Here is a 17,677-nt window from a genome sequence, read left to right on the forward strand (position 1 = left end):
CTCTCCATTGGAATACGTGTTCGCCGCTCAAAGTGCGTCGGTGTCTGTTTCGCCGGTACGGATGCGCACCGCCTGATCGATGCCGAAGACGAAGATCTTGCCGTCGCCGATCTGGCCGGTCTTGGCCGCCGCCGTGATGGCTTCGACGGCCTTGTCGACCAGGTCTGTGCTAACCGCGACTTCGATCTTGATCTTCGGCAGGAAACTGACCGCGTATTCCGCCCCGCGATAGATTTCCGTGTGTCCCTTCTGACGCCCGTAGCCTTTGACTTCGGTGACGGTCAGGCCCTGGATGCCGACGGCGGTGAGCGCTTCGCGCACCTCGTCGAGCTTGAACGGCTTGATGATTGCCATCACGATTTTCATAAGGTTTCACCCTTTGCTGTTGCGGTCCCCCGCGTTTGCACACCTTCACCGATCCCAAAAAGCCCGGAGAGTGCCCAACAGGATTCAAGCTCCGTGCCAGTTGCGGAAGCAGGGTGTTAACTCATTGTAAATAAACGGATCGCTCGAGTCCCGGCGCCACGGTGCGCACTGTCAACGGACAGTCACTGATTAAAAAGTAGGCAATTTTTCGAAAATGCCTATTCCGCAGGCGGCCGCTTCAGCCGGATCAGGCCTTCCTGGGCAACCGAGGCGATCAGGGTGCCGTCGCGGGCAAACAGCGAGCCGCGGGTGAAGCCGCGCGACCCCTGCGTCGACGGGCTGTCCTGCGTGTACAGGATCCAGTCATCGAGCGGATGGCTGCGATGGAACCACATCGCATGGTCGAGGCTCGCCGCCTGGATGTCGCGGTCGAAAATGGCGCGGTCGTGCGCAAAGGTCGAGGTGTCGAGCAGCGTCATGTCGGAGAGGTAAGCAAGCACCGCCGCCTGGATGCCGCGGTCGGCCGGCACCGGGCCGGTGGTGCGGATCCAGATGTTCTGCTGCGGCTCCAGCTTTTCGCGGCTGGTGTAATGCTTCAGCATCACCGGCTTCATCTCGATCGGCCGGTCACGCTCCCAGTAGCGCTTGATGCCGTCCGGCACCGCCTCGCCGAACTTGCCCAGCAATTCGCGCTGCGACAACAGGCTGTCGGGCGGCGGCACGTCGCGCGGCATCGGCAGCTGATGCTCAAGGCCAACCTCGTCCTGCTGGAACGAGGCTTCCAGCGAAAAGATCGCCTGGCCGTGCTGGATCGCCACCACGCGCCGCGTGGTGAAGGAGCCGCCATCGCGGATGCGGTCGACCTCGTAGACGATCGGCACCTTGGTGTCGCCGGGCCGCATGAAATAGCCGTGCAGCGAATGCACGTGGCGCTCGGGCTCGACGGTGCGCTGCGCGGCGACCAGCGCCTGGGCGATGGTCTGGCCGCCGAAAACGCGCTGCCAGTCGAGCTTGGGGCTGCGACCACGGTACAGATTGTGTTCCAGCTGCTCGAGGTCGAGAATGCTGAGAAGCTCGTCCATGGCCGCCGTCATGCTTCGTGACCTCGCCGTAAGATGCTATGGCGGTTTCCGACAGGAATGGCGGGCAGTCAAGGCCGGAATGCCCCAGTGGGCGGGGATGGTCGAGACTTCGAAAGGAATTGACATGGCGAACCGCAACCCGGACGCAAAAACCCCGCTCGACGTGCTGGTCGCTGGCGCCGGCTATGTCGGCCTCGCCGCCGCCGTGTCGCTGAAACAGGCGCGGCCGGGCCTCGCCGTGGCGGTCGTTGATGCTGCCCCCGCCGGCGTCTGGCAGAAGGACCGCCGCGCCTCGGCGATCGCCGCCGCCGCCTGCCGCATGCTCGACCAGCTCGGCGTCTGGCAGGAAATCGTCGGGCAATCGCAGGCGATCACCGAGATGATCGTCACCGATTCGCGCACCGCCGATCCGGTGCGTCCGGTGTTTCTCACCTTCGATGGCGAGGTCGCGCCGGGCGAACCGTTCGCCCACATGGTCGCCAACAAGGACCTGAACAGCGCCTTGCGCCGCCGCGCGCAAAAGCTCGGCATCGACATCATCGAAGGTGTCGCGGTCGCATCGTTCGACGGCAATGGCGCCGGCATCACCGTGCATCTGGCCGACGGCGCGGCGATTGAGGCGCGGCTGCTGGTCGCCGCCGACGGCGTCAATTCCAAATTGCGCGACATGGCCGGCATCAAGACGGTGAAATGGGAATATGGCCAGTCCGGCATCGTCTGCACGGTGGCGCATGAGCGCCCGCACAATGGCCGCGCCGAAGAGCATTTTCTGCCGGCCGGCCCGTTTGCAACGCTGCCGCTCAAGCCGACCGAGGACGGCACCAACCGTTCGTCGCTGGTCTGGGTCGAACGTTCCGAGGATGCCGAAAAGCTGGTCTCGGGCGACGACCTCGTCTTCGAGCAGGAGCTTGAATTGCGCTTCGGCCTGAAGCTCGGCGAAATCCGCGTCACCGACAAGCCGCGCGCCTGGCCGCTCGGCCTGACCATCGCGCGCGCCTTTGTCGCCCCGCGCATCGCGCTTGCCGGCGACGCCGCGCACGGCATCCACCCGATCGCCGGCCAGGGCCTCAATCTCGGCTTCAAGGATGTGGCGGCCCTTGCTGAAGTGGTGGTCGAGGCCGATCGCTTGGGACAGGATATCGGCGCGCTCGACGTGCTCGAGCGCTACCAGCAATGGCGCCGCTTCGACACGGTGCAGATGGGCGTCACCACAGATGTGCTGAACCGGCTGTTTTCCAACGACATCGGCCCGCTGCGCCAGCTCCGCGACATAGGCCTCGGCCTTGTCGAACGGATGCCCAGGCTGAAGGAGTTCTTCATCCGCCAGGCGTCGGGGTTGTCCAACGGCACACCACGGCTGCTCAAGGGTGAGGCGATTTAGGCCGGGAATGAGTGCCGCTTTGTCATAGACGCGGCTCGGCTCCTGACATCAGCCGCGCAATGTTGGCGCGGTGGCGCACGATCACGTAGATGCCGCCGGCGATGACCAGCAACCGGTAGGGCAATGGTTGTTCCATGCCGCCGACGAGGGCGATCGCGGTGAGCGCCGCCAGCATCGAACTCAGGGACACAATTCGGGAAACTGCCAACACCACGGCAAATGCCGTCGCCGCGCCTAGACCCACAGGCCAGGACATCGCCAACAAAACACCCAACCCCGTCGCAGCCGATTTGCCGCCGGTGAAATTCAGCCAGATCGAACGGCTATGCCCAAGCAAAACAGCGAGTCCGGCCAGGCATACAACCCAAGGAGCCCAAACGGGCATATCAGATATTGCCGACGGCGGCGTTGCGGAAGACCAGAAACAAAACCAACGGGCAAAGATGACCGCTGCCGCCCCTTTCAGCACGTCCACCAGAAGCACCACCAATGCTGGCCATTTCCCGAGTGTGCGCAATACATTTGTCGCACCGGTGGACTTGGAGCCGTGCTCCCGGATATCGATGCCCTTAAGCAGTTTCCCCGCCAGGTAGCCGGCAGGCGTAGAGCCGATAAGGTAAGCGGCAGCCGATCCTACCACGCTCGCTATCCAGAATGACATGCGCCCGGGCTGTTTCTCAGTTGACCTCAAACCCCAGCTTCTGCCGCAGTCGCAGCATGCGTTGGTCGGCGACCTTGAAACTCTGCTCGCCGCTCTTGGCAACACGATCCAGCATCTGCAGCAGGTCTTCGCGCTCATGCGGATCGAGGCGCTCGCGCAGGAAGGGCGCCAGCTTGTCGATGACGATCGTCGTGTCGTCGATCTGCGCCGCGGCCCATTTGGCGTAGACGACGGCTTCATCGGTCTTCTTCTGGTTGTCCGCAATCTGCGAGATCACCTGGCGGATGACCGTTTCACGCTTCGGCAGGATCGGGCCGTGCTCCGCTGCCAGTGCGGTGATCAGCGTTGCCGCCGCCACCACCGGATCGTCGATCGCCGTCAGCGGCGACAGCGCCGCCTGCTTGCGCAGCTTCTTGCGCCTTATGTTGCCCTGGACGCGGCCGACGACGTCGGCGACCTCGCGCGCGGCTTCGTTCATGGCCTTCATGCGATACCACCAGAACGCCCCGGCTCCCAGCACGCCGAGAATAGCAATCAGGAAAGGCATGTCGAATTCCCCCGAAAATTGCGGCGACGATAGGAGAACTCCGGCGTTGCTTCAACACGCAAGAATTGTATCTGATGAGAAAACAGAGCTGGCCCCCTAATCATCCAGACGCCGAGATCGGACGTCCTGGGTTCAGGTCGCTCGTCACGGGCACTAATGATGCAACCGCTTAGCGATAACGCTGACTTCGCATCGAGCGCGGTGCCCATCATGACGATCCGTTCGGCCACTGCAACGCGGCTGTCGGCGCGGTGACGCCAACCTGGGACGATCCGATGTTCCACCCGTTTCTCTACGGGTCGGGACAAGGGGCGGAGTTCCGCGCCGGCTTCTACGGCCTCGCCGGCTGGCATAGGGAAGGCCATATGCTGCGCGCGCTGTTCGAGGGCGTGATGTTCGAGCACCGGCGCCACATCAATGTTCTGAAGGACGCCGGTGTCAGCTTCGACAAAGCGGTCCTGTCCGGCGGCGGTTCGCGCAGCGAGCACTGGCCGCAGATCTTCGCCGACGGGCTTGGCGTGCCGATCACCGTCCCTGAAGCACGCGAGACCGGCGCACTTGGTGCGGCGATCGGCGCCGGGGTCGCGGCCGGCCTGTTCGCCGACTATGAGGCCGGCGTCGACGCCATGACCCGGTCAAGCGCCGCCTACCGTCCGAACCCGGCCATGCAGGACCATTACAACAGGCGTTATCGCGCCTATTGCGGCCTTGCCGATACGCTGCGATCGTTCTGGGCCGAACACGCCGCAGAACCGAGTAGAACACCGCCGAGTAAACCACCGCAATGACCCAACGGCTCGATGGCGACTACGACTACATCATTGTCGGCGCAGGCACCGCCGGCTGCGTGCTGGCCAATCGCCTGAGCGAAAACCCGGCGACGCGCGTGCTGCTGCTCGAGGCCGGCGGCAGCGACAATTATCACTGGGTGCATATCCCGGTCGGCTATCTCTATTGCATCGGCAATCCGCGCACCGACTGGATGATGAAGACTGCCCCCGAAGCCGGCCTGAACGGCCGCTCGCTGGTCTATCCCCGCGGCAAGGTGCTGGGCGGCTGCACCTCGGTCAACGGCATGATCTACATGCGGGGACAGGCGGCGGACTACGATGGCTGGCGGCAGATGGGCAATGTCGGCTGGGGCTGGGACGATGTGCTGCCCTACTTCCTCAAATCCGAGGACCATCATGGCGGCAAGACCGAGCTGCATGGCTCCCGCGGCGAATGGAAAGTGGCGCGGCAACGCCTGTCGTGGCCGATCCTGAACACCGTGCAGGAGGCGGCCAAGGAATTCGGCATCATGCCGCGCGAGGATTTTAACGACGGCGACAATGAGGGGTCCGGCTTCTTCGAAGTCAACCAGAGCAAGGGCGTGCGCTGGAACACAGCCAAGGCATTCTTGCGCCCGGCGCTGCGGCGGCCGAACCTCAGGCTGGTCGTCAACGCGCATGTCGAGACGGTGTTGTTCGAGGGCAAGCGTGCTATCGGCGTTTGTTATCGCGTCGGCGGCCAAACCATCGAGGCAAAGGCCAGGAGCGAGGTGCTGCTGACCGCCGGCTCGATCAACACGCCGAAACTGCTGGAGCTTTCCGGGGTCGGCGAGCCGGATCGCCTCGCCGCGCTCGGCATCGATGTGGTTCACGCCAGCCCCGATGTCGGCGAGAACCTTCAGGACCATCTGCAGATCCGCACTGTCTACAAAGTGTCGTCGGCGCTGACGCTCAACACGCTAGCCAACAGCCTGAGCGGCAAGGCGAAGATCGCGCTGCAATATGCCTTTGGCCGCTCGGGACCGATGTCGATGGCGCCGAGCCAGTTCGGCATGTTCTCGAAATCCGATCCGTCGATGGCGACGCCGGACCTGGAGTACCACGTCCAGCCCTTGTCTACCGACCGGCTGGGCGACCCGCTGCACCCGTTCCCGGCAATCACCATGTCGGTCTGCAATCTGCGGCCCGAGAGCGTCGGCTCGGTGCACGCTACGACGCGCGAGCTGGCCGTGCAGCCGGAGATCCGGCTGAACTACCTCTCTACGGCGCGCGACCGCGAGATCGCGCTGCGTTCGGTGCGCCAGGCGCGCAGCATCATGACCGCCAAGGCTCTTGCCGGCTTCCATCCGGAAGAAATCCTGCCTGGTCTCGCCCACCAGTCGGACGAGGACCTGCTGCACCAGATCGGCTCGATCGCCACGACCATCTTCCACCCGGTCGGCACCTGCCGGATGGGCATCGATGACCGCGCCGTCGTCAGCCCGGACCTGCGCGTGACCGGTATCGAGGGGCTGCGGATCATCGACGCGTCGATCATGCCGCGCATCGTCTCCGGCAACACCGCCTCGCCAGTGGTGATGATCGCCGAGAAGGCGGCGGATATGATCCGCCGGCCTGCATGACGTCACCGCCGCCTATGACCCCGGCACGTCGTAGATCGCCCTGACTTCGACGGTGCCGATTTCAGCCAGCGGAATTTTGCCGGCGATCTTCAGCGCCTTGTCGAGAGTGTCGGCTTCGATCATGACGAAACCAAGCAACTGCTCCTTGGTTTCGGCAAACGGACCGTCAGTGATCAGCCGCTTGCCTTGGCGCCGCCGCACCGTCTTCGACGTCTTCACCGATTGCAGCGCCTGCGCGATGATCAGCTTGCCTTGCTGGTCCAATGACCGGTCATAGGCCATCGAATCGGCGTCGAGCTTGGCCAGACGCTCCGGCGTCATGGCATGGAGGTCCTTTTCCTCGCCGTAGACCAGACAGACATATTTCATTTCCAGCTCCCTTGCTGTGACGACCCATAGGCGATCACGGTGCCGGCGGCATCCTTGCCGGCAGCAGCGTGGTCGAGCACGCAGACCGCAATGCCGATCACGGCGACCGCAGCAAGCAGCCGGCCGAAGCCGGAAGATCGCGAGCACTCGATCTCGCGTAAACGCGCGCTTTTGTCGGCGTCGTTCCAATGGGCAGAAAACGGATTGTTCATCTTGGATCTCCATCCGCCACGAGAATCCGTGGACGCTCGCAGGACGGCCGGCGCCGATGCAAGTCGACATTTTTGCACGCACATTTTTCAGAAGAGATTTGCAGGGCTCGCCGGCGTCGCATCCGGCCGAAACAGCGCGGTGGTCTTCCCCTGCCGCCGCGCTATTGTTGGAGGGAACGCCGCGTGGCCGGCGCTGTCGCTGTAATCAAGGAGAATCTTATGGACCGCACCGCAAACGCCGTCTGGAAAGGCAATCTGAAGGAGGGCACGGGCACGCTCGACAGCCAGAGCGGCACCTTGAAGGGCACGCCCTATTCGTTCAAGGCTCGCTTCGAGGACGAGAGCGGCAAATCCGGCACCAATCCCGAAGAGTTGATCGCGGCGGCACACGCCGGCTGCTACGCCATGCAGCTGTCGCATTTCCTGGCCGAGAACGGCACGCCCGCCACCGAGCTCGACGCCAAGACGGTGGTGACGCTGGTGCCCGGCACCGGCATCACCGGCAGCGCCATCACCCTGATCGGCAAGGTACCGGGCATTGATGCGGCGAAGTTCAAGGAACTGGCCGAGAAGGCCAAGGCGGAGTGCCCGGTTTCGAAGGCGCTGGGGGCCATCGCAGTGTCGCTCGACGCGAAGCTGGGGTGATCCGCCGATTTTGCCCGGGGTAGCGATTCTTCGCGCCCCCCTCTGCCCTGCCGGGCATCTCCCGGGGAGATTGGAAGCTCGGTAGCTGGCACTTTCTTTCGACGTTCGTGATTGGCGAAGGCCGGCGTGACATCTGATCTCCCCACTTGAGGGGGAGATGGCCGGCAGGCCAGAGGGGGGTGCTGTCCCACCAACGTCTCGGATAACTATTAGGCGCCCAGCGCATCAAGCCGGGCGCGAAGGGCTGCGACTTCCTGCTCCAGAGCCTCCAATCTCGCTTCCAGGTCGGAAGCAGGCAAGGCCGGCGCGCTCCGCTGCACCGATAACGCCGCGACGTCCACCGGTCCTGCGAGCAGATGCACGTAGCGGTCCTCGCGCTGGCCTGGCCCGCGCGGTATTTCCTGGATCAGCGGCGGTCGGCGGCCGATCAGCATGTCGAGTTCAGCGCGCAGGTCTTCGATCGACGAAAACCGCGCCATGCGCTCAGCTCGCGCCAGCAACTCATGCGCCGTCTGCGGCCCGCGCAGCAAAAGCAGGCCGATCACCGCAGTCTGCGGCCTCGTCAGCGAGAAGCGCTGCGCCATCTGATGCTCATAGCGCTCGACGCGCGAGCCGAACATCTGACGCACCAGCCCCTTCTGCTCGAGCAGCTTCAGCGTCCGATGCACCTCTGTCGGCTCGAGCGCCATCACAGGCTCGCGCGCCGTCTTCTGGTTGGCGGCTGCAAGTGCTGCATTCAGCGTCAGCGGATAGACATCCGGCGTCAGCTCCTTCTTCTCGATCAGGCAGCCGAGCACACGGACTTCGACCGGATTAAGGATCGGAAGCTCTTCGCTCATTGGGTTGAGTATCCTTTCTAGCGCCGGCGAGACAGCGCCCACCTCTCTGTCCTACCGGATATCTCCCCACGCGGGGGGAGATCGGCAGCTTCGCCGACAGCGCGCCATCCTTCAACCTTGGAGATTGGCGAAAGCCGCGATGACGGCCAATCTCCCCACCCGTGGGGGAGATGTCCGGCAGGACAGAGGGGCGCGCGAAGGATCGCCGCGTTCGAGATTGCCGCGAGCGAACTCGCCTCAACTAAACCCGCCGCTCCACCATCATCTTCTTGATCTCGGCAATCGCCTTGGCCGGGTTGAGCCCCTTCGGGCAGGTCTGGGCGCAGTTCATGATGGTGTGGCAGCGGTAGAGCCGGAACGGGTCTTCGAGATCGTCGAGCCGTTCGCCCGTGGCTTCGTCGCGGCTGTCGATCAGCCAGCGATAGGCCTGCAGCAACGTCGCCGGGCCGAGATAGCGGTCGCCGTTCCACCAATAGCTCGGGCACGAGGTCGAGCAGCAGGCGCACAGGATGCACTCGTAGAGCCCGTCGAGCTTTTCGCGATCCTCATGGCTCTGCAGCCATTCCTTGGCCGGCTCTGGCGACACTGTCTTCAGCCATGGCTGGATCGAGGCGTGCTGGGCGTAGAAATTGGTGAGGTCGGGCACCAGATCCTTGACCACCTGCATATGCGGCAGCGGGTAGACCTTGACGGCGCCGGAAATGTCGTCGCAGCCCTTGGTGCAGGCCAGCGTGTTGGAGCCATCGATGTTCATGGCGCAGGAGCCGCAAATGCCTTCGCGGCATGAGCGGCGCAAGGCAAGCGTCGGATCGATCTTGTTCTTGATCCAGAGCAGCGCGTCGAGCACCATCGGCCCGCAATCGTCCATGTCGACGAAATAGGTGTCGATGCGCGGGTTCTCGTCATCGTCGGGCGACCAGCGGTAGATGCGGTATTCCCGCAGGTTGGTGGCGCCCTCCGGCTTCGGCCAGGTCTTGCCCGGCTGCACCTTGGAGTTCTTGGGAAGCGTGAGTTCGACCATTACCTCAGATCCTTTCGGATGACGGGCTTCGGCACCATGGTCAGTATACCCTGGCCTTCGGCGCGATCTTAGCAAGACTGATGCCGCCGTCCTTTTCCGCCACCAGCGGCTCGGTGTGCACGGGACGATAGCTGAGGCTCACCTGGCCGTCCTCGCTTAGCCGGGCCAGCGTATGCTTGCGCCAGATAATGTCGTCTCGGGCCGAAAAATCTTCGCGCGCATGCGCGCCGCGGCTCTCCTTGCGCGCCTCGGCGCCGTAGACCGTGGTGATGGCGTTGGCCATCAGATTTTCCAGCTCCAGCGTCTCGACCAGGTCGGAATTCCAGATCATCGACCGGTCGGAGACTTTCAGGTCCTTGAGCTCGGTCCATATCTGCGAAATGCGCTTGCAGCCGTTTTCGAGCGACTCCTGTGTGCGGAACACGGCGGCGTCTTCCTGCATCGCCTTTTGCATTTTCTCACGCAGAACGGCGGTTGGCGTCGAGCCATTGGCGTGGCGCAGCCGGTCGAAGCGGTCCATGATGTTTTCGACCGAGGCTTCGTTGGGCGAAGGGATCGCCGAGTTGCGGTCGATGACCTGGCCGGCGCGGATTGCGGCGGCGCGGCCGAACACCACCAGATCGATCAGCGAGTTCGAGCCCAGCCGGTTGGCGCCGTGCACGGAGGCACAGCCGGCCTCGCCGACCGCCATCAGCCCGGGTGACACCCGGTCAGGATTCTCGACCGTCGGGTTCAGCACCTCGCCCCAGTAGTTGGTCGGCACGCCGCCCATATTGTAGTGCACCGTCGGCAGCACCGGGATCGGCTCCTTGGTCAGGTCGACGCCGGCGAAAATCCTGGCCGATTCCGAAATGCCCGGCAGCCGCTCATGCAGCACGGCCGGATCGAGATGGTCGAGATGCAGGAAAATATGGTCCTTGTTCTTGCCGACCCCGCGGCCTTCGCGGATCTCCAGCGTCATGCAACGCGAGACGACGTCGCGCGACGCCAGGTCCTTGGCCGACGGCGCGTAGCGCTCCATGAAGCGCTCGCCCTCGGAATTGACGAGATAGCCGCCCTCGCCGCGCGCGCCTTCGGTGATCAGGCAGCCGGCGCCGTAGATGCCGGTCGGATGAAACTGCACGAACTCCATATCCTGCAGCGGGAAGCCGGCCCGTGCCGCCATGCCGCCGCCGTCGCCTGTACAGGTGTGCGCCGACGTCGCCGAGAAATAGGCGCGGCCATATCCGCCGGTCGCCAGCACCACCATCTTGGCGGAGAAGCGATGGATGGTGCCGTCGTCGAGGTTCCAGGCGACGACGCCGGTGCAGGTGCCGTCCGGTTCCATGATCAGGTCGAGCGCAAAATACTCGATGAAGAACTGTGCATTGTTCTTCAGCGACTGGCCGTAGAGCGTGTGCAGGATGGCGTGACCGGTGCGGTCGGCGGCAGCACAGGTGCGCTGCACCGGCGGGCCGTCGCCATAATTCATCATGTGTCCGCCGAACGGCCGCTGGTAGATCTTGCCCTCTTCGGTGCGCGAGAACGGCACGCCGTAATGCTCGAGCTCGTAGACCGCCGCCGGTGCCTCGCGCACCAGATATTCCATGGCGTCGACGTCGCCCAGCCAGTCCGAACCCTTGACGGTGTCGTACATGTGCCACTGCCAGGAGTCCGGACCCATGTTGGACAGCGACGCGGCAATGCCGCCTTGTGCCGCCACCGTGTGCGAGCGGGTCGGGAACACTTTGGTGATGCAGGCCGTGCGCAGGCCCTGCTCGGCCATGCCGAGCGTGGCGCGCAGGCCGGCGCCGCCGGCGCCGACGACCACCACGTCGAACTTGTGGTCGACAAAGGTATAGCCGGTGGCCGATTTCGCGTCCTTGGCCAAATCAGCCTCCGAATGCCAGTTTGAGCAGGGCGAAGATCGAGGCGACGCCGACCGCTATGGTGAAAAACGTGCTGAGTGCGATCAGCGCCAGCTTCATGCCTTCGGCATGCACGTAATCCTCGATAATGACCTGCATGCCGACACGCATATGGGTGAGACCGGAAACGAGCACCAGCGCCAACACCAGCGCCACGAACGGACTGGCGAGCGCCGCCCGCACCTCGGCGAAGCCGGCGCCATTGAGCGCGATCAGGAACCCGACGAAGAACAGTATCAGCGGGATGTTGGCAATGGCCGTCAGCCGCTGTCGCCAGAAATGCCCGGTGCCTTCGCGGGCCGAGCCCAGACCGCGGACCTTGGCCAGCGGCGTGCGCATATCGTTGTTGTTCGTGCCGCTCATCACAAGGTTCCCCGCGCCATGTAGCCGGCGACCCAGATCAGCAGCGTGAGCAGGATGGAACCGGCGAGCGTCGCCCAGGCGATCTTCGATGCCGTGTGTTTCTCCAGCCCGGCGCCGGTGTCCCAGACGAGATGGCGCACGCCGCCCAGCATGTGGTGCATCAGCGCCCAGGTGTAGCCGAACAGGATGAGCCGGCCGAGCCAGGTGCCGAAGGCCCAGTTGATCCAATCGAAAGCGCCTTGCGAACTCGCCGCCGCCATCAGCCACGCGGCGACCAGCAGCGTGCCGAAATACAGCGCCCCGCCAGTGATGCGGTGAATGATCGACATCGTCATGGTGATCGGTGGGCGGTAAATCGTCAGGTGCGGCGAGAGCGGCCGTTCACGTCTGGCGGTTCGGGTGGCTGGTGATTTGCTCATGGCTGCCCCAGTTCGATGTCCGGAGCCGCGGTGGAAAGCGGCACTCACCGCCTCGATATATGACTTCAGACAGCCGGTTTCTAATGCTCTTTTTGCACCGCGTCAAAGCCGGAAAATCGTTTTGAAAACGTCATTTAGTCTGACAAAAGGCTGCTGTTTCGCTTCAATCGATTTGGCCGCCGTCGAAAGCCGGCGCACCGTTCGCTGCAGTGCGGCATTTCCTTTGCAATCGACGCCAGGCTATCGTTTGCAGGTCTGTGGTGTCGAGCCCCTCTTCATCACCAGCGCCTCGCGCGCGTCGATCACGATTGCGTCATGCGACGCGGCTTCCTGGTAGCGGCTGGACTGGTTGGCGGGTGATGCGGCAAACTCCTCGGTCGTGCCGTCGGGCCTGACAACACGCAACGCCGTGCCGAGGTTCTGGATGGTGATCATGCCGCCATTGCCGCATCTGTAAGTTGCCGTGCCGACAGCAGACCGCGGCGCGGTAAGATCGGTGACGATCTTGGCTGAAGGTGCGGCAGGTGCTGTCGGAGCCGTTGCGGAAGCCGGGGGCGCCACAGGTGCGGCGGACTGCTGAGCCGGCGCGGGCGCGACAGTGGGTGGTACGGTATTCACCGCCGTCGGCGCGCCGTTCTGCGGCACGCAGGCTGCGGCAGTCAGCAAGGGGATCGACAACAGCGTCACCCGAAACGTCCGGCGTAACGCCATATGCTGTCCTCCTGCGCGGCTAACTAGCCGCGATGTTCCACCAAGATCAAGCTCACCCGACGTCAGCGTAGTTGTGTGCGTCGCGGCCGATGGTGCGGGCAAGCATGGCCGAATGATGACGCCCGGGTTTTCCATCCCGTCGGATATTAACCATGTTTGGCGAGAGATCGCCGCCGGATGCGCCTGCCCTCTTAACAAAGGTTAAGAAAAGGTTAATTTCCGATTCGATCGGGTCCACAGCAGAGAGGACACCATGCTTTCGAATTCAGGAAGAGCGCGCCTTGCGGCGCTTGTGCTGGCGACAGCCAGTCTCGGCTTCGCCGCCCCGGCAATGGCCTGGTCGCGCCATCATGACCGCGTCTATGCCGATTCCCTGGGCAATCTCGTCATCGACAGCGCCGCCGGCTACAAGCGCATCATTGTCGGCCAAGGCAGGCTGGCCAAGAAATTGTCCGACTACACCAGCGCCGGGCAGCCGGAAGCGGAACCGGAAGTCCTTTATGAAGACGAGGCGGATCACATCTCCAGGCGTGGCTGCTACCAGCCGCCGGTGTTCGTGAAGGGCCGCTCCTATATGTACGGCCTCTCCGATGGCGAAATGCCCAACCTCAGCCCTTGCCGCTGATGATCCGGCACGGCCGAGAGGCCGTTTAAGCGAGACGCTAACCGACGCTGCCTGTATCCGGGACGAACACCGTTTCCGCCCGCTCATAGGACAATCGCACACTGTCGCGGCCGTTCTTCTTGGCCTTGTAGAGCGCTTCGTCGGCGCGCCGCATCAGCGGCTCCAGCCCTTCGTCGCCGGTGCGTGCCGCGACGCCGAAGCTCGCGGTCACCCTGGTGCCCGGCGGCAACCCGTCGACACTGCCGGCCGAATAGTGCGTGCGCACGGCTTCGGCAAACAGCCGCGCCGTGGCAAGATCGCTCAGCGACAGAAGCACGGCGAACTCCTCGCCGCCGATGCGGCCGGCAACCGCACGCGTGCCGGCGGCCGCGCGAAGCTTGGCGGCGAAGTCGGCGATCACCTGGTCGCCCGCGGCATGCCCGTATTTGTCGTTGAGCGCCTTGAAGTGATCGAGATCGGCCAGCACCAGCGCGACCGGCACCTTGGTAACAGCGCAATGCTGCAGCACCAGCAAGGCGCGCTCCTCGAAACCCCTGCGGTTGAGCAGGCCAGACAGCGGATCGGTGTGCGTCTCGGTCTTCAGCGCCTTCATCACGTCGAGCGCAGCTGCCGAGAACAGGCAGAGCGCGATCAGCAACGACAGCAGCGCGTGCGTCAAAAGCGCCGTCGTCCAGTAGGACGAGCCATAAAACCCGTCATAGCTGGTGAACGGCCCGTGCGAGATGACGACGAGCAGCGTGCGGCCGATGAAGTTCAGCCCGGACAGCAGCGACAGTACGAACAGGATTTTTTCCGTCGGGCCGTTCTTGCGCACGGCGCGCAGCTCGGCGGCGACCAGCACGCTGAGGCCGCCAAAGCCGAAATTGATCGACAGGATGCGCCAAGTTAAGTCCGGCTGGACGAACAGGAACCAGCAGAATGCGACCATCCCGCCACCCGCCAGAATGCCGATCGCGATATAGGGCACGCGCCTGCCGTAGCGCGAGATGATCGCACCGACGAGGCAGCAGGCGGCGAGCGTGAAGCAGAGGTTGGAGACCAGCTTGGTCAGCACGATGCCGCCGGGCAGCGTGAAATACTGCAGCAGGAAGCCGGGCCCGGACACGCAATAGCTCGTGCCGAGCACAGCCAGATAGGGCCGGTGGCGCTGGTAGAACCACAGCACGAGGAACGCCGCGCCGAGCGCCAGCGCGATCGTCGGATTGAGCAGCGCTATGAACAGGCCGGTGTCCAAAAGACGGTGACTTCCCCGCTTGACGTCAGGGAAGACCTTAGAGCGCAAGCCCCAACAAGCGGTTAAGCCGGGACGAATATGCAAGTCGCCACTCATGAAGCTGCTGCACGGAACCGGGACCTGAGGCAGGCGTTTCGTGACAGCAATCAAGGAGAAGTTATTCATGGCCGACACGATCACGCTGACCGACCACGAAGCAATTCGCTCATGGGCCGCAGGGCGCGCCGGATTTCCGGCGATCGTCGATGTATCGCCCGAAACCGGAACGCAGCCGTTGCTGAGGCTCGTCTTCGGCCAGCACGCCTATCAGGACCAGGATCAACCTGAACGCCCGGTCAACGCAGGCGGCTACGAGCTGGTCGAATGGGACGAGTGGTTCAAGATCTTCGACGAGCGCGAACTGGCGCTGGTGGTCGCGGCCGACGAACCCGGCAGCCGGGAGGAATTTCATGAAATCATCCGGCGTGCCGGCTAGGGCATAATACCCCAAGGGTCTTAGAGCGGTGCGCTTTAAACAAAACCCCGAACGGTTTTGCCGTTCGGGGTAGATCAGGCTTGAACCAGTCTGCGCTATTTCCAGTCGCGGATGTCGACGAAATGGCCGGCGATCGCCGCCGCCGCCGCCATGGCTGGCGACACCAGATGGGTGCGGCCCTTGAAGCCCTGCCGGCCTTCGAAATTGCGGTTCGAGGTCGAGGCGCAGCGCTCATGCGGCTTCAGCCGGTCGTCGTTCATGGCCAGGCACATCGAGCAGCCCGGCTCGCGCCAGTCGAAACCGGCGGCAATGAAGATCTTGTCGAGACCCTCGGCCTCCGCCTGTTCCTTGACCAGACCGGAGCCCGGCACGATCATCGCATCGACATGCGCACTCACCGTCTTGCCTTCGACCACCTTGGCCACCGCACGCAGATCCTCGATGCGGCCATTGGTGCAGGAGCCGATGAAGACGCGGTCGAGCGTGATGTCGGTGATCTTCGTGCCCGGCGTCAGCCCCATATAGTCGAGCGCGCGGATCTTTGACGTCCGCTTGTTCTCGTCCGTGATCTCTTCCGGATTGGGAACGACGCCCTGCACCGAAACGACGTCCTCGGGCGAGGAACCCCAGGAGACGATCGGCGGCAGCTTGGCCGCGTCGAGCACGATCACCTTGTCGAAATGCGCGCCCTCGTCGGACTGCAGCGTCTTCCAGTATTCGAGCGCGGCGTCCCACGACGCGCCCTTCGGCGCGCGCGGCTTGCCCTTGACATAGGCGAAGGTGGTTTCGTCGGCCGCGATCAGGCCGGCGCGCGCGCCGCCCTCGATCGACATGTTGCAGATCGTCATGCGGCCTTCCATCGACAGCGCGCGGATCGCCTCACCGGCATATTCGATGACATAGCCGGTGCCGCCGGCGGTGCCGATCTCGCCGATGATGGCGAGGATAATGTCCTTGGCGGTGACGCCTTCCGGCAACTGGCCATCGACACGCACCAGCATGTTCTTGGCCTTGCGCTGGATCAGCGTCTGCGTCGCCAGCACATGCTCGACCTCTGAGGTGCCGATGCCATGCGCCAGTGCGCCGAAGGCGCCATGCGTCGAGGTGTGGCTGTCGCCGCAGACGATCGTCATGCCAGGCAGCGTGAAGCCCTGCTCCGGCCCGATGATGTGGACGATGCCCTGGCGGATATCGTTCTCGGAATAATATTCGACACCGAAATCCCTAGCGTTCTTGGCCAAGGCCTCAACCTGGATGCGGCTTTCCTCGTTCTTGATGCCGAACTTGCGCTCGGGCGAGGTCGAGACATTGTGATCGACCACGGCCAGCGTCTTTTCCGGATGCCGGACTTTTCTGCCGGTCATGCGCAGACCTTCGAAGGCCTGCGGGCTGGTCACTTCATGGACGAGATGGCGGTCGATGTAGAGCAGACAGGTGCCATCATCCTGGCGATCGACGACATGGTCGTCGAAAATCTTGTCGTAGAGGGTGCGCGGTGCGCTCATGTGCGTAAATCCGTCGATTTGCAAAAAGGGGAAGGGCAGACGCGCCGAAGCCTTCGGCCCGGCGAAAGCGGCTTAGCTAAGTTGGCTGGTGAGCGCGCCGGAAATGCGCGAAGAGAAACGCGACGGCAGGCGTTTTCTGTCCTGCAGCACGAAACCCTTATAGGCCGGATCGCCAAAAAGCTCTTCCATGGCGTGGCTCATACCAATGTTTTGGCTTTTCGGCAATTGCGGCGTGTTTTCGCTTCTCCCCTTGTGAGAGAAGGCGAAGAGGGCGGCGCTCAAAGCACCTCGAACACAAAAGTCTTCACCAGCGCGTCCGGCTCGGCGATCGCATAGCAGCGGAACCATGGGCTTTGCTCGGCCGGCCGCCATTTCCCGGCCCGCTCCAGCCCGTCGAACACGGCCTGGAAGCCGCCGCTGTCAAACACCTGGTCGCGCACGGTGAAGATGGCGTGGCCGCCTTTTCTGGTGATGCGGACAAGCTCGCGCAGGCCGGACGCCGGCGCATGGCTGATGGTGAACACGCCAGTCGAGAAGAAGGCGCGGAAATGCCCGTCTGGCCAGGGCAGCGGCCCGCCGAGCATTGCCTGCTTCAGATCGCCATAGGCATTGCGGCTGCCGGCGATCTTCAGCATGTCGTCGGAGAGGTCGAGCCCGGCAATGTCGTGATAACCCAGCGCCTTCAATGACGGGCCCGACAGGCCGGTGCCGCAGCCGGCGTCGAGCAGCGGTCCATCGCCCACCTGCACATGGCGCGCCACCCAGGCGGTGATCAGGAACGGCAGCAGATAGCCTAGCGAAGCGGTTTCGCTGTCATAGGTCGCGGCCCAGTCCGCATAGGCCTTGGCCAGCCCTTCCGGCGTGTCGGCCGAATAGACGGTGCCCAGCGCCGCATTGGCCTTGTCGATCGTCATCGCCTGCAT

Annotated in this window: 21 protein-coding genes and 1 pseudogene; 6 read left to right on the forward strand and 16 right to left on the reverse strand. The window is 63.8% G+C overall.

The features are described from left to right. Window positions 1-27 precede the first annotated feature (27 nt). A complete protein-coding gene (locus NKI64_RS03835; protein WP_023670499.1) occupies window positions 28-366 on the reverse strand; it encodes a P-II family nitrogen regulator in 339 nt (112 codons plus the stop codon). Window positions 367-584: 218 nt separating this feature from the next. Continuing rightward, a complete protein-coding gene (tesB, locus tag NKI64_RS03840) occupies window positions 585-1,460 on the reverse strand; it encodes an acyl-CoA thioesterase II (RefSeq protein ID WP_352666533.1) in 876 nt (291 codons plus the stop codon). Window positions 1,461-1,572: 112 nt separating this feature from the next. Here tesB and NKI64_RS03845 point away from each other — a divergent pair, with 112 nt between their 5' ends. Next, complete coding sequence (locus NKI64_RS03845; RefSeq protein WP_023726060.1) at window positions 1,573-2,829, forward strand: ubiquinone biosynthesis hydroxylase; 1,257 nt, start codon at window positions 1,573-1,575, stop codon at window positions 2,827-2,829. 22 nt (window positions 2,830-2,851) lie between these two features. On the opposite strand, the gene plsY is transcribed toward NKI64_RS03845, so the two are convergent. Next, complete coding sequence (plsY, locus tag NKI64_RS03850) at window positions 2,852-3,490, reverse strand: glycerol-3-phosphate 1-O-acyltransferase PlsY (protein ID WP_023670502.1); 639 nt, start codon at window positions 3,488-3,490, stop codon at window positions 2,852-2,854. 16 nt (window positions 3,491-3,506) lie between these two features. Next, on the reverse strand, window positions 3,507-4,037 hold the full coding sequence (locus tag NKI64_RS03855) for a hypothetical protein (protein WP_352666536.1): 531 nt from the start codon (window positions 4,035-4,037) through the stop codon (window positions 3,507-3,509). A 197-nt stretch (window positions 4,038-4,234) separates the two neighbouring features. Here NKI64_RS03855 and NKI64_RS03860 point away from each other — a divergent pair. Next, a pseudogene (locus tag NKI64_RS03860) lies at window positions 4,235-4,825 on the forward strand (FGGY-family carbohydrate kinase); the annotation flags it as partial. Beyond that, on the forward strand, window positions 4,822-6,429 hold the full coding sequence (locus tag NKI64_RS03865) for a GMC family oxidoreductase (protein ID WP_023742127.1): 1,608 nt from the start codon (window positions 4,822-4,824) through the stop codon (window positions 6,427-6,429). The pseudogene NKI64_RS03860 and the gene NKI64_RS03865, both read left to right, overlap by 4 nt. 12 nt (window positions 6,430-6,441) lie before the next feature. Here NKI64_RS03865 and NKI64_RS03870 read toward each other — a convergent pair whose 3' ends face one another. Together NKI64_RS03870 and NKI64_RS03875 are read right to left on the reverse strand one after the other, a co-directional pair. Next, window positions 6,442-6,798, reverse strand: coding sequence for a YciI family protein (locus NKI64_RS03870; protein ID WP_352666538.1), 357 nt, complete (start codon window positions 6,796-6,798; stop codon window positions 6,442-6,444). After that, window positions 6,795-7,010, reverse strand: a complete 216-nt coding sequence (locus NKI64_RS03875; RefSeq protein ID WP_352666540.1) for a hypothetical protein — start codon at window positions 7,008-7,010, stop codon at window positions 6,795-6,797. Before NKI64_RS03875 ends, NKI64_RS03870 begins: the two co-directional genes overlap by 4 nt. Before the next feature lie 219 nt (window positions 7,011-7,229). On the opposite strand from NKI64_RS03875, the gene NKI64_RS03880 reads away from it, so the two are divergent. Further along, entirely contained in the window at window positions 7,230-7,655 is a 426-nt protein-coding gene (locus NKI64_RS03880) for an OsmC family protein (protein WP_023745404.1), read from the forward strand. Between the two features lie 209 nt (window positions 7,656-7,864). Here NKI64_RS03880 and NKI64_RS03885 read toward each other — a convergent pair whose 3' ends face one another. The 6 genes from NKI64_RS03885 to NKI64_RS03910 all read right to left on the reverse strand — a co-directional run bounded on the left by NKI64_RS03885 (window position 7,865) and on the right by NKI64_RS03910 (window position 12,915). Beyond that, on the reverse strand, window positions 7,865-8,494 hold the full coding sequence (locus tag NKI64_RS03885) for a YceH family protein (protein ID WP_352597653.1): 630 nt from the start codon (window positions 8,492-8,494) through the stop codon (window positions 7,865-7,867). 241 nt (window positions 8,495-8,735) lie between these two features. Further along, entirely contained in the window at window positions 8,736-9,515 is a 780-nt protein-coding gene (locus NKI64_RS03890) for a succinate dehydrogenase iron-sulfur subunit (RefSeq protein ID WP_023670510.1), read from the reverse strand. A 40-nt stretch (window positions 9,516-9,555) separates the two neighbouring features. Further along, on the reverse strand, window positions 9,556-11,385 hold the full coding sequence (gene sdhA / locus NKI64_RS03895) for a succinate dehydrogenase flavoprotein subunit (protein ID WP_023687711.1): 1,830 nt from the start codon (window positions 11,383-11,385) through the stop codon (window positions 9,556-9,558). A 1-nt stretch (window position 11,386) separates the two neighbouring features. Further along, complete coding sequence (gene sdhD / locus NKI64_RS03900) at window positions 11,387-11,785, reverse strand: succinate dehydrogenase, hydrophobic membrane anchor protein (RefSeq protein WP_023683885.1); 399 nt, start codon at window positions 11,783-11,785, stop codon at window positions 11,387-11,389. Beyond that, window positions 11,785-12,204, reverse strand: coding sequence for a succinate dehydrogenase, cytochrome b556 subunit (gene sdhC / locus NKI64_RS03905; protein ID WP_023683884.1), 420 nt, complete (start codon window positions 12,202-12,204; stop codon window positions 11,785-11,787). Before sdhC ends, sdhD begins: the two co-directional genes overlap by 1 nt. 240 nt (window positions 12,205-12,444) lie before the next feature. Further along, the gene (locus tag NKI64_RS03910) at window positions 12,445-12,915 is read right to left on the reverse strand and encodes a hypothetical protein (protein ID WP_023687710.1); all 471 of its coding nucleotides are present in this window, start codon (window positions 12,913-12,915) and stop codon (window positions 12,445-12,447) included. 253 nt (window positions 12,916-13,168) lie between these two features. Here NKI64_RS03910 and NKI64_RS03915 point away from each other — a divergent pair, with 253 nt between their 5' ends. Next, a complete protein-coding gene (locus NKI64_RS03915; RefSeq protein ID WP_023687709.1) occupies window positions 13,169-13,540 on the forward strand; it encodes a hypothetical protein in 372 nt (123 codons plus the stop codon). 37 nt (window positions 13,541-13,577) lie between these two features. Here the strand turns inward: NKI64_RS03915 and NKI64_RS03920 are convergent, their stop codons facing one another. Beyond that, window positions 13,578-14,774, reverse strand: a complete 1,197-nt coding sequence (locus tag NKI64_RS03920) for a GGDEF domain-containing protein (protein WP_352666543.1) — start codon at window positions 14,772-14,774, stop codon at window positions 13,578-13,580. 163 nt (window positions 14,775-14,937) lie between these two features. Here NKI64_RS03920 and NKI64_RS03925 point away from each other — a divergent pair, with 163 nt between their 5' ends. Beyond that, entirely contained in the window at window positions 14,938-15,249 is a 312-nt protein-coding gene (locus tag NKI64_RS03925) for a hypothetical protein (protein WP_023670517.1), read from the forward strand. 95 nt (window positions 15,250-15,344) lie between these two features. Here the strand turns inward: NKI64_RS03925 and leuC are convergent, their stop codons facing one another. From leuC to NKI64_RS03940, 3 genes are all read right to left on the reverse strand, one after another. Further along, window positions 15,345-16,754 (reverse strand): 3-isopropylmalate dehydratase large subunit, encoded by a 1,410-nt coding sequence (leuC, locus tag NKI64_RS03930; RefSeq protein WP_023670518.1) that lies wholly within the window; start codon window positions 16,752-16,754, stop codon window positions 15,345-15,347. A 72-nt stretch (window positions 16,755-16,826) separates the two neighbouring features. Continuing rightward, entirely contained in the window at window positions 16,827-17,036 is a 210-nt protein-coding gene (locus tag NKI64_RS03935; RefSeq protein ID WP_197031338.1) for a hypothetical protein, read from the reverse strand. Beyond that, complete coding sequence (locus tag NKI64_RS03940) at window positions 17,033-17,668, reverse strand: class I SAM-dependent DNA methyltransferase (RefSeq protein WP_352666545.1); 636 nt, start codon at window positions 17,666-17,668, stop codon at window positions 17,033-17,035. Before NKI64_RS03940 ends, NKI64_RS03935 begins: the two co-directional genes overlap by 4 nt. Window positions 17,669-17,677 lie beyond the last annotated feature (9 nt).

The organism is Mesorhizobium sp. M0478, assembly GCF_040321305.1.
Classification (GTDB): domain Bacteria; phylum Pseudomonadota; class Alphaproteobacteria; order Rhizobiales; family Rhizobiaceae; genus Mesorhizobium.

Excerpts from the sequence above, each read along its gene's own strand:
- plsY (WP_023670502.1), bottom strand. The coding sequence starts at position 3,490 with ATGTCATTCTGGATAGCGAGCGTGGTAGGATCGGCTGCCGCTTACCTT.
- NKI64_RS03925 (WP_023670517.1), top strand. The coding sequence starts at position 14,938 with ATGGCCGACACGATCACGCTGACCGACCACGAAGCAATTCGCTCATGG.
- NKI64_RS03940 (WP_352666545.1), bottom strand. The coding sequence starts at position 17,668 with ATGACGATCGACAAGGCCAATGCGGCGCTGGGCACCGTCTATTCGGCC.
- NKI64_RS03870 (WP_352666538.1), bottom strand. The coding sequence starts at position 6,798 with ATGAAATATGTCTGTCTGGTCTACGGCGAGGAAAAGGACCTCCATGCC.
- NKI64_RS03865 (WP_023742127.1), top strand. The coding sequence starts at position 4,822 with ATGACCCAACGGCTCGATGGCGACTACGACTACATCATTGTCGGCGCA.
- NKI64_RS03845 (WP_023726060.1), top strand. The coding sequence starts at position 1,573 with ATGGCGAACCGCAACCCGGACGCAAAAACCCCGCTCGACGTGCTGGTC.
- NKI64_RS03880 (WP_023745404.1), top strand. The coding sequence starts at position 7,230 with ATGGACCGCACCGCAAACGCCGTCTGGAAAGGCAATCTGAAGGAGGGC.
- NKI64_RS03875 (WP_352666540.1), bottom strand. The coding sequence starts at position 7,010 with ATGAACAATCCGTTTTCTGCCCATTGGAACGACGCCGACAAAAGCGCG.
- sdhD (WP_023683885.1), bottom strand. The coding sequence starts at position 11,785 with ATGAGCGGCACGAACAACAACGATATGCGCACGCCGCTGGCCAAGGTC.
- NKI64_RS03915 (WP_023687709.1), top strand. The coding sequence starts at position 13,169 with ATGCTTTCGAATTCAGGAAGAGCGCGCCTTGCGGCGCTTGTGCTGGCG.
- sdhC (WP_023683884.1), bottom strand. The coding sequence starts at position 12,204 with ATGAGCAAATCACCAGCCACCCGAACCGCCAGACGTGAACGGCCGCTC.
- NKI64_RS03855 (WP_352666536.1), bottom strand. The coding sequence starts at position 4,037 with ATGCCTTTCCTGATTGCTATTCTCGGCGTGCTGGGAGCCGGGGCGTTC.
- NKI64_RS03885 (WP_352597653.1), bottom strand. The coding sequence starts at position 8,494 with ATGAGCGAAGAGCTTCCGATCCTTAATCCGGTCGAAGTCCGTGTGCTC.
- leuC (WP_023670518.1), bottom strand. The coding sequence starts at position 16,754 with ATGAGCGCACCGCGCACCCTCTACGACAAGATTTTCGACGACCATGTC.
- NKI64_RS03910 (WP_023687710.1), bottom strand. The coding sequence starts at position 12,915 with ATGGCGTTACGCCGGACGTTTCGGGTGACGCTGTTGTCGATCCCCTTG.
- NKI64_RS03835 (WP_023670499.1), bottom strand. The coding sequence starts at position 366 with ATGAAAATCGTGATGGCAATCATCAAGCCGTTCAAGCTCGACGAGGTG.
- NKI64_RS03890 (WP_023670510.1), bottom strand. The coding sequence starts at position 9,515 with ATGGTCGAACTCACGCTTCCCAAGAACTCCAAGGTGCAGCCGGGCAAG.
- tesB (WP_352666533.1), bottom strand. The coding sequence starts at position 1,460 with ATGACGGCGGCCATGGACGAGCTTCTCAGCATTCTCGACCTCGAGCAG.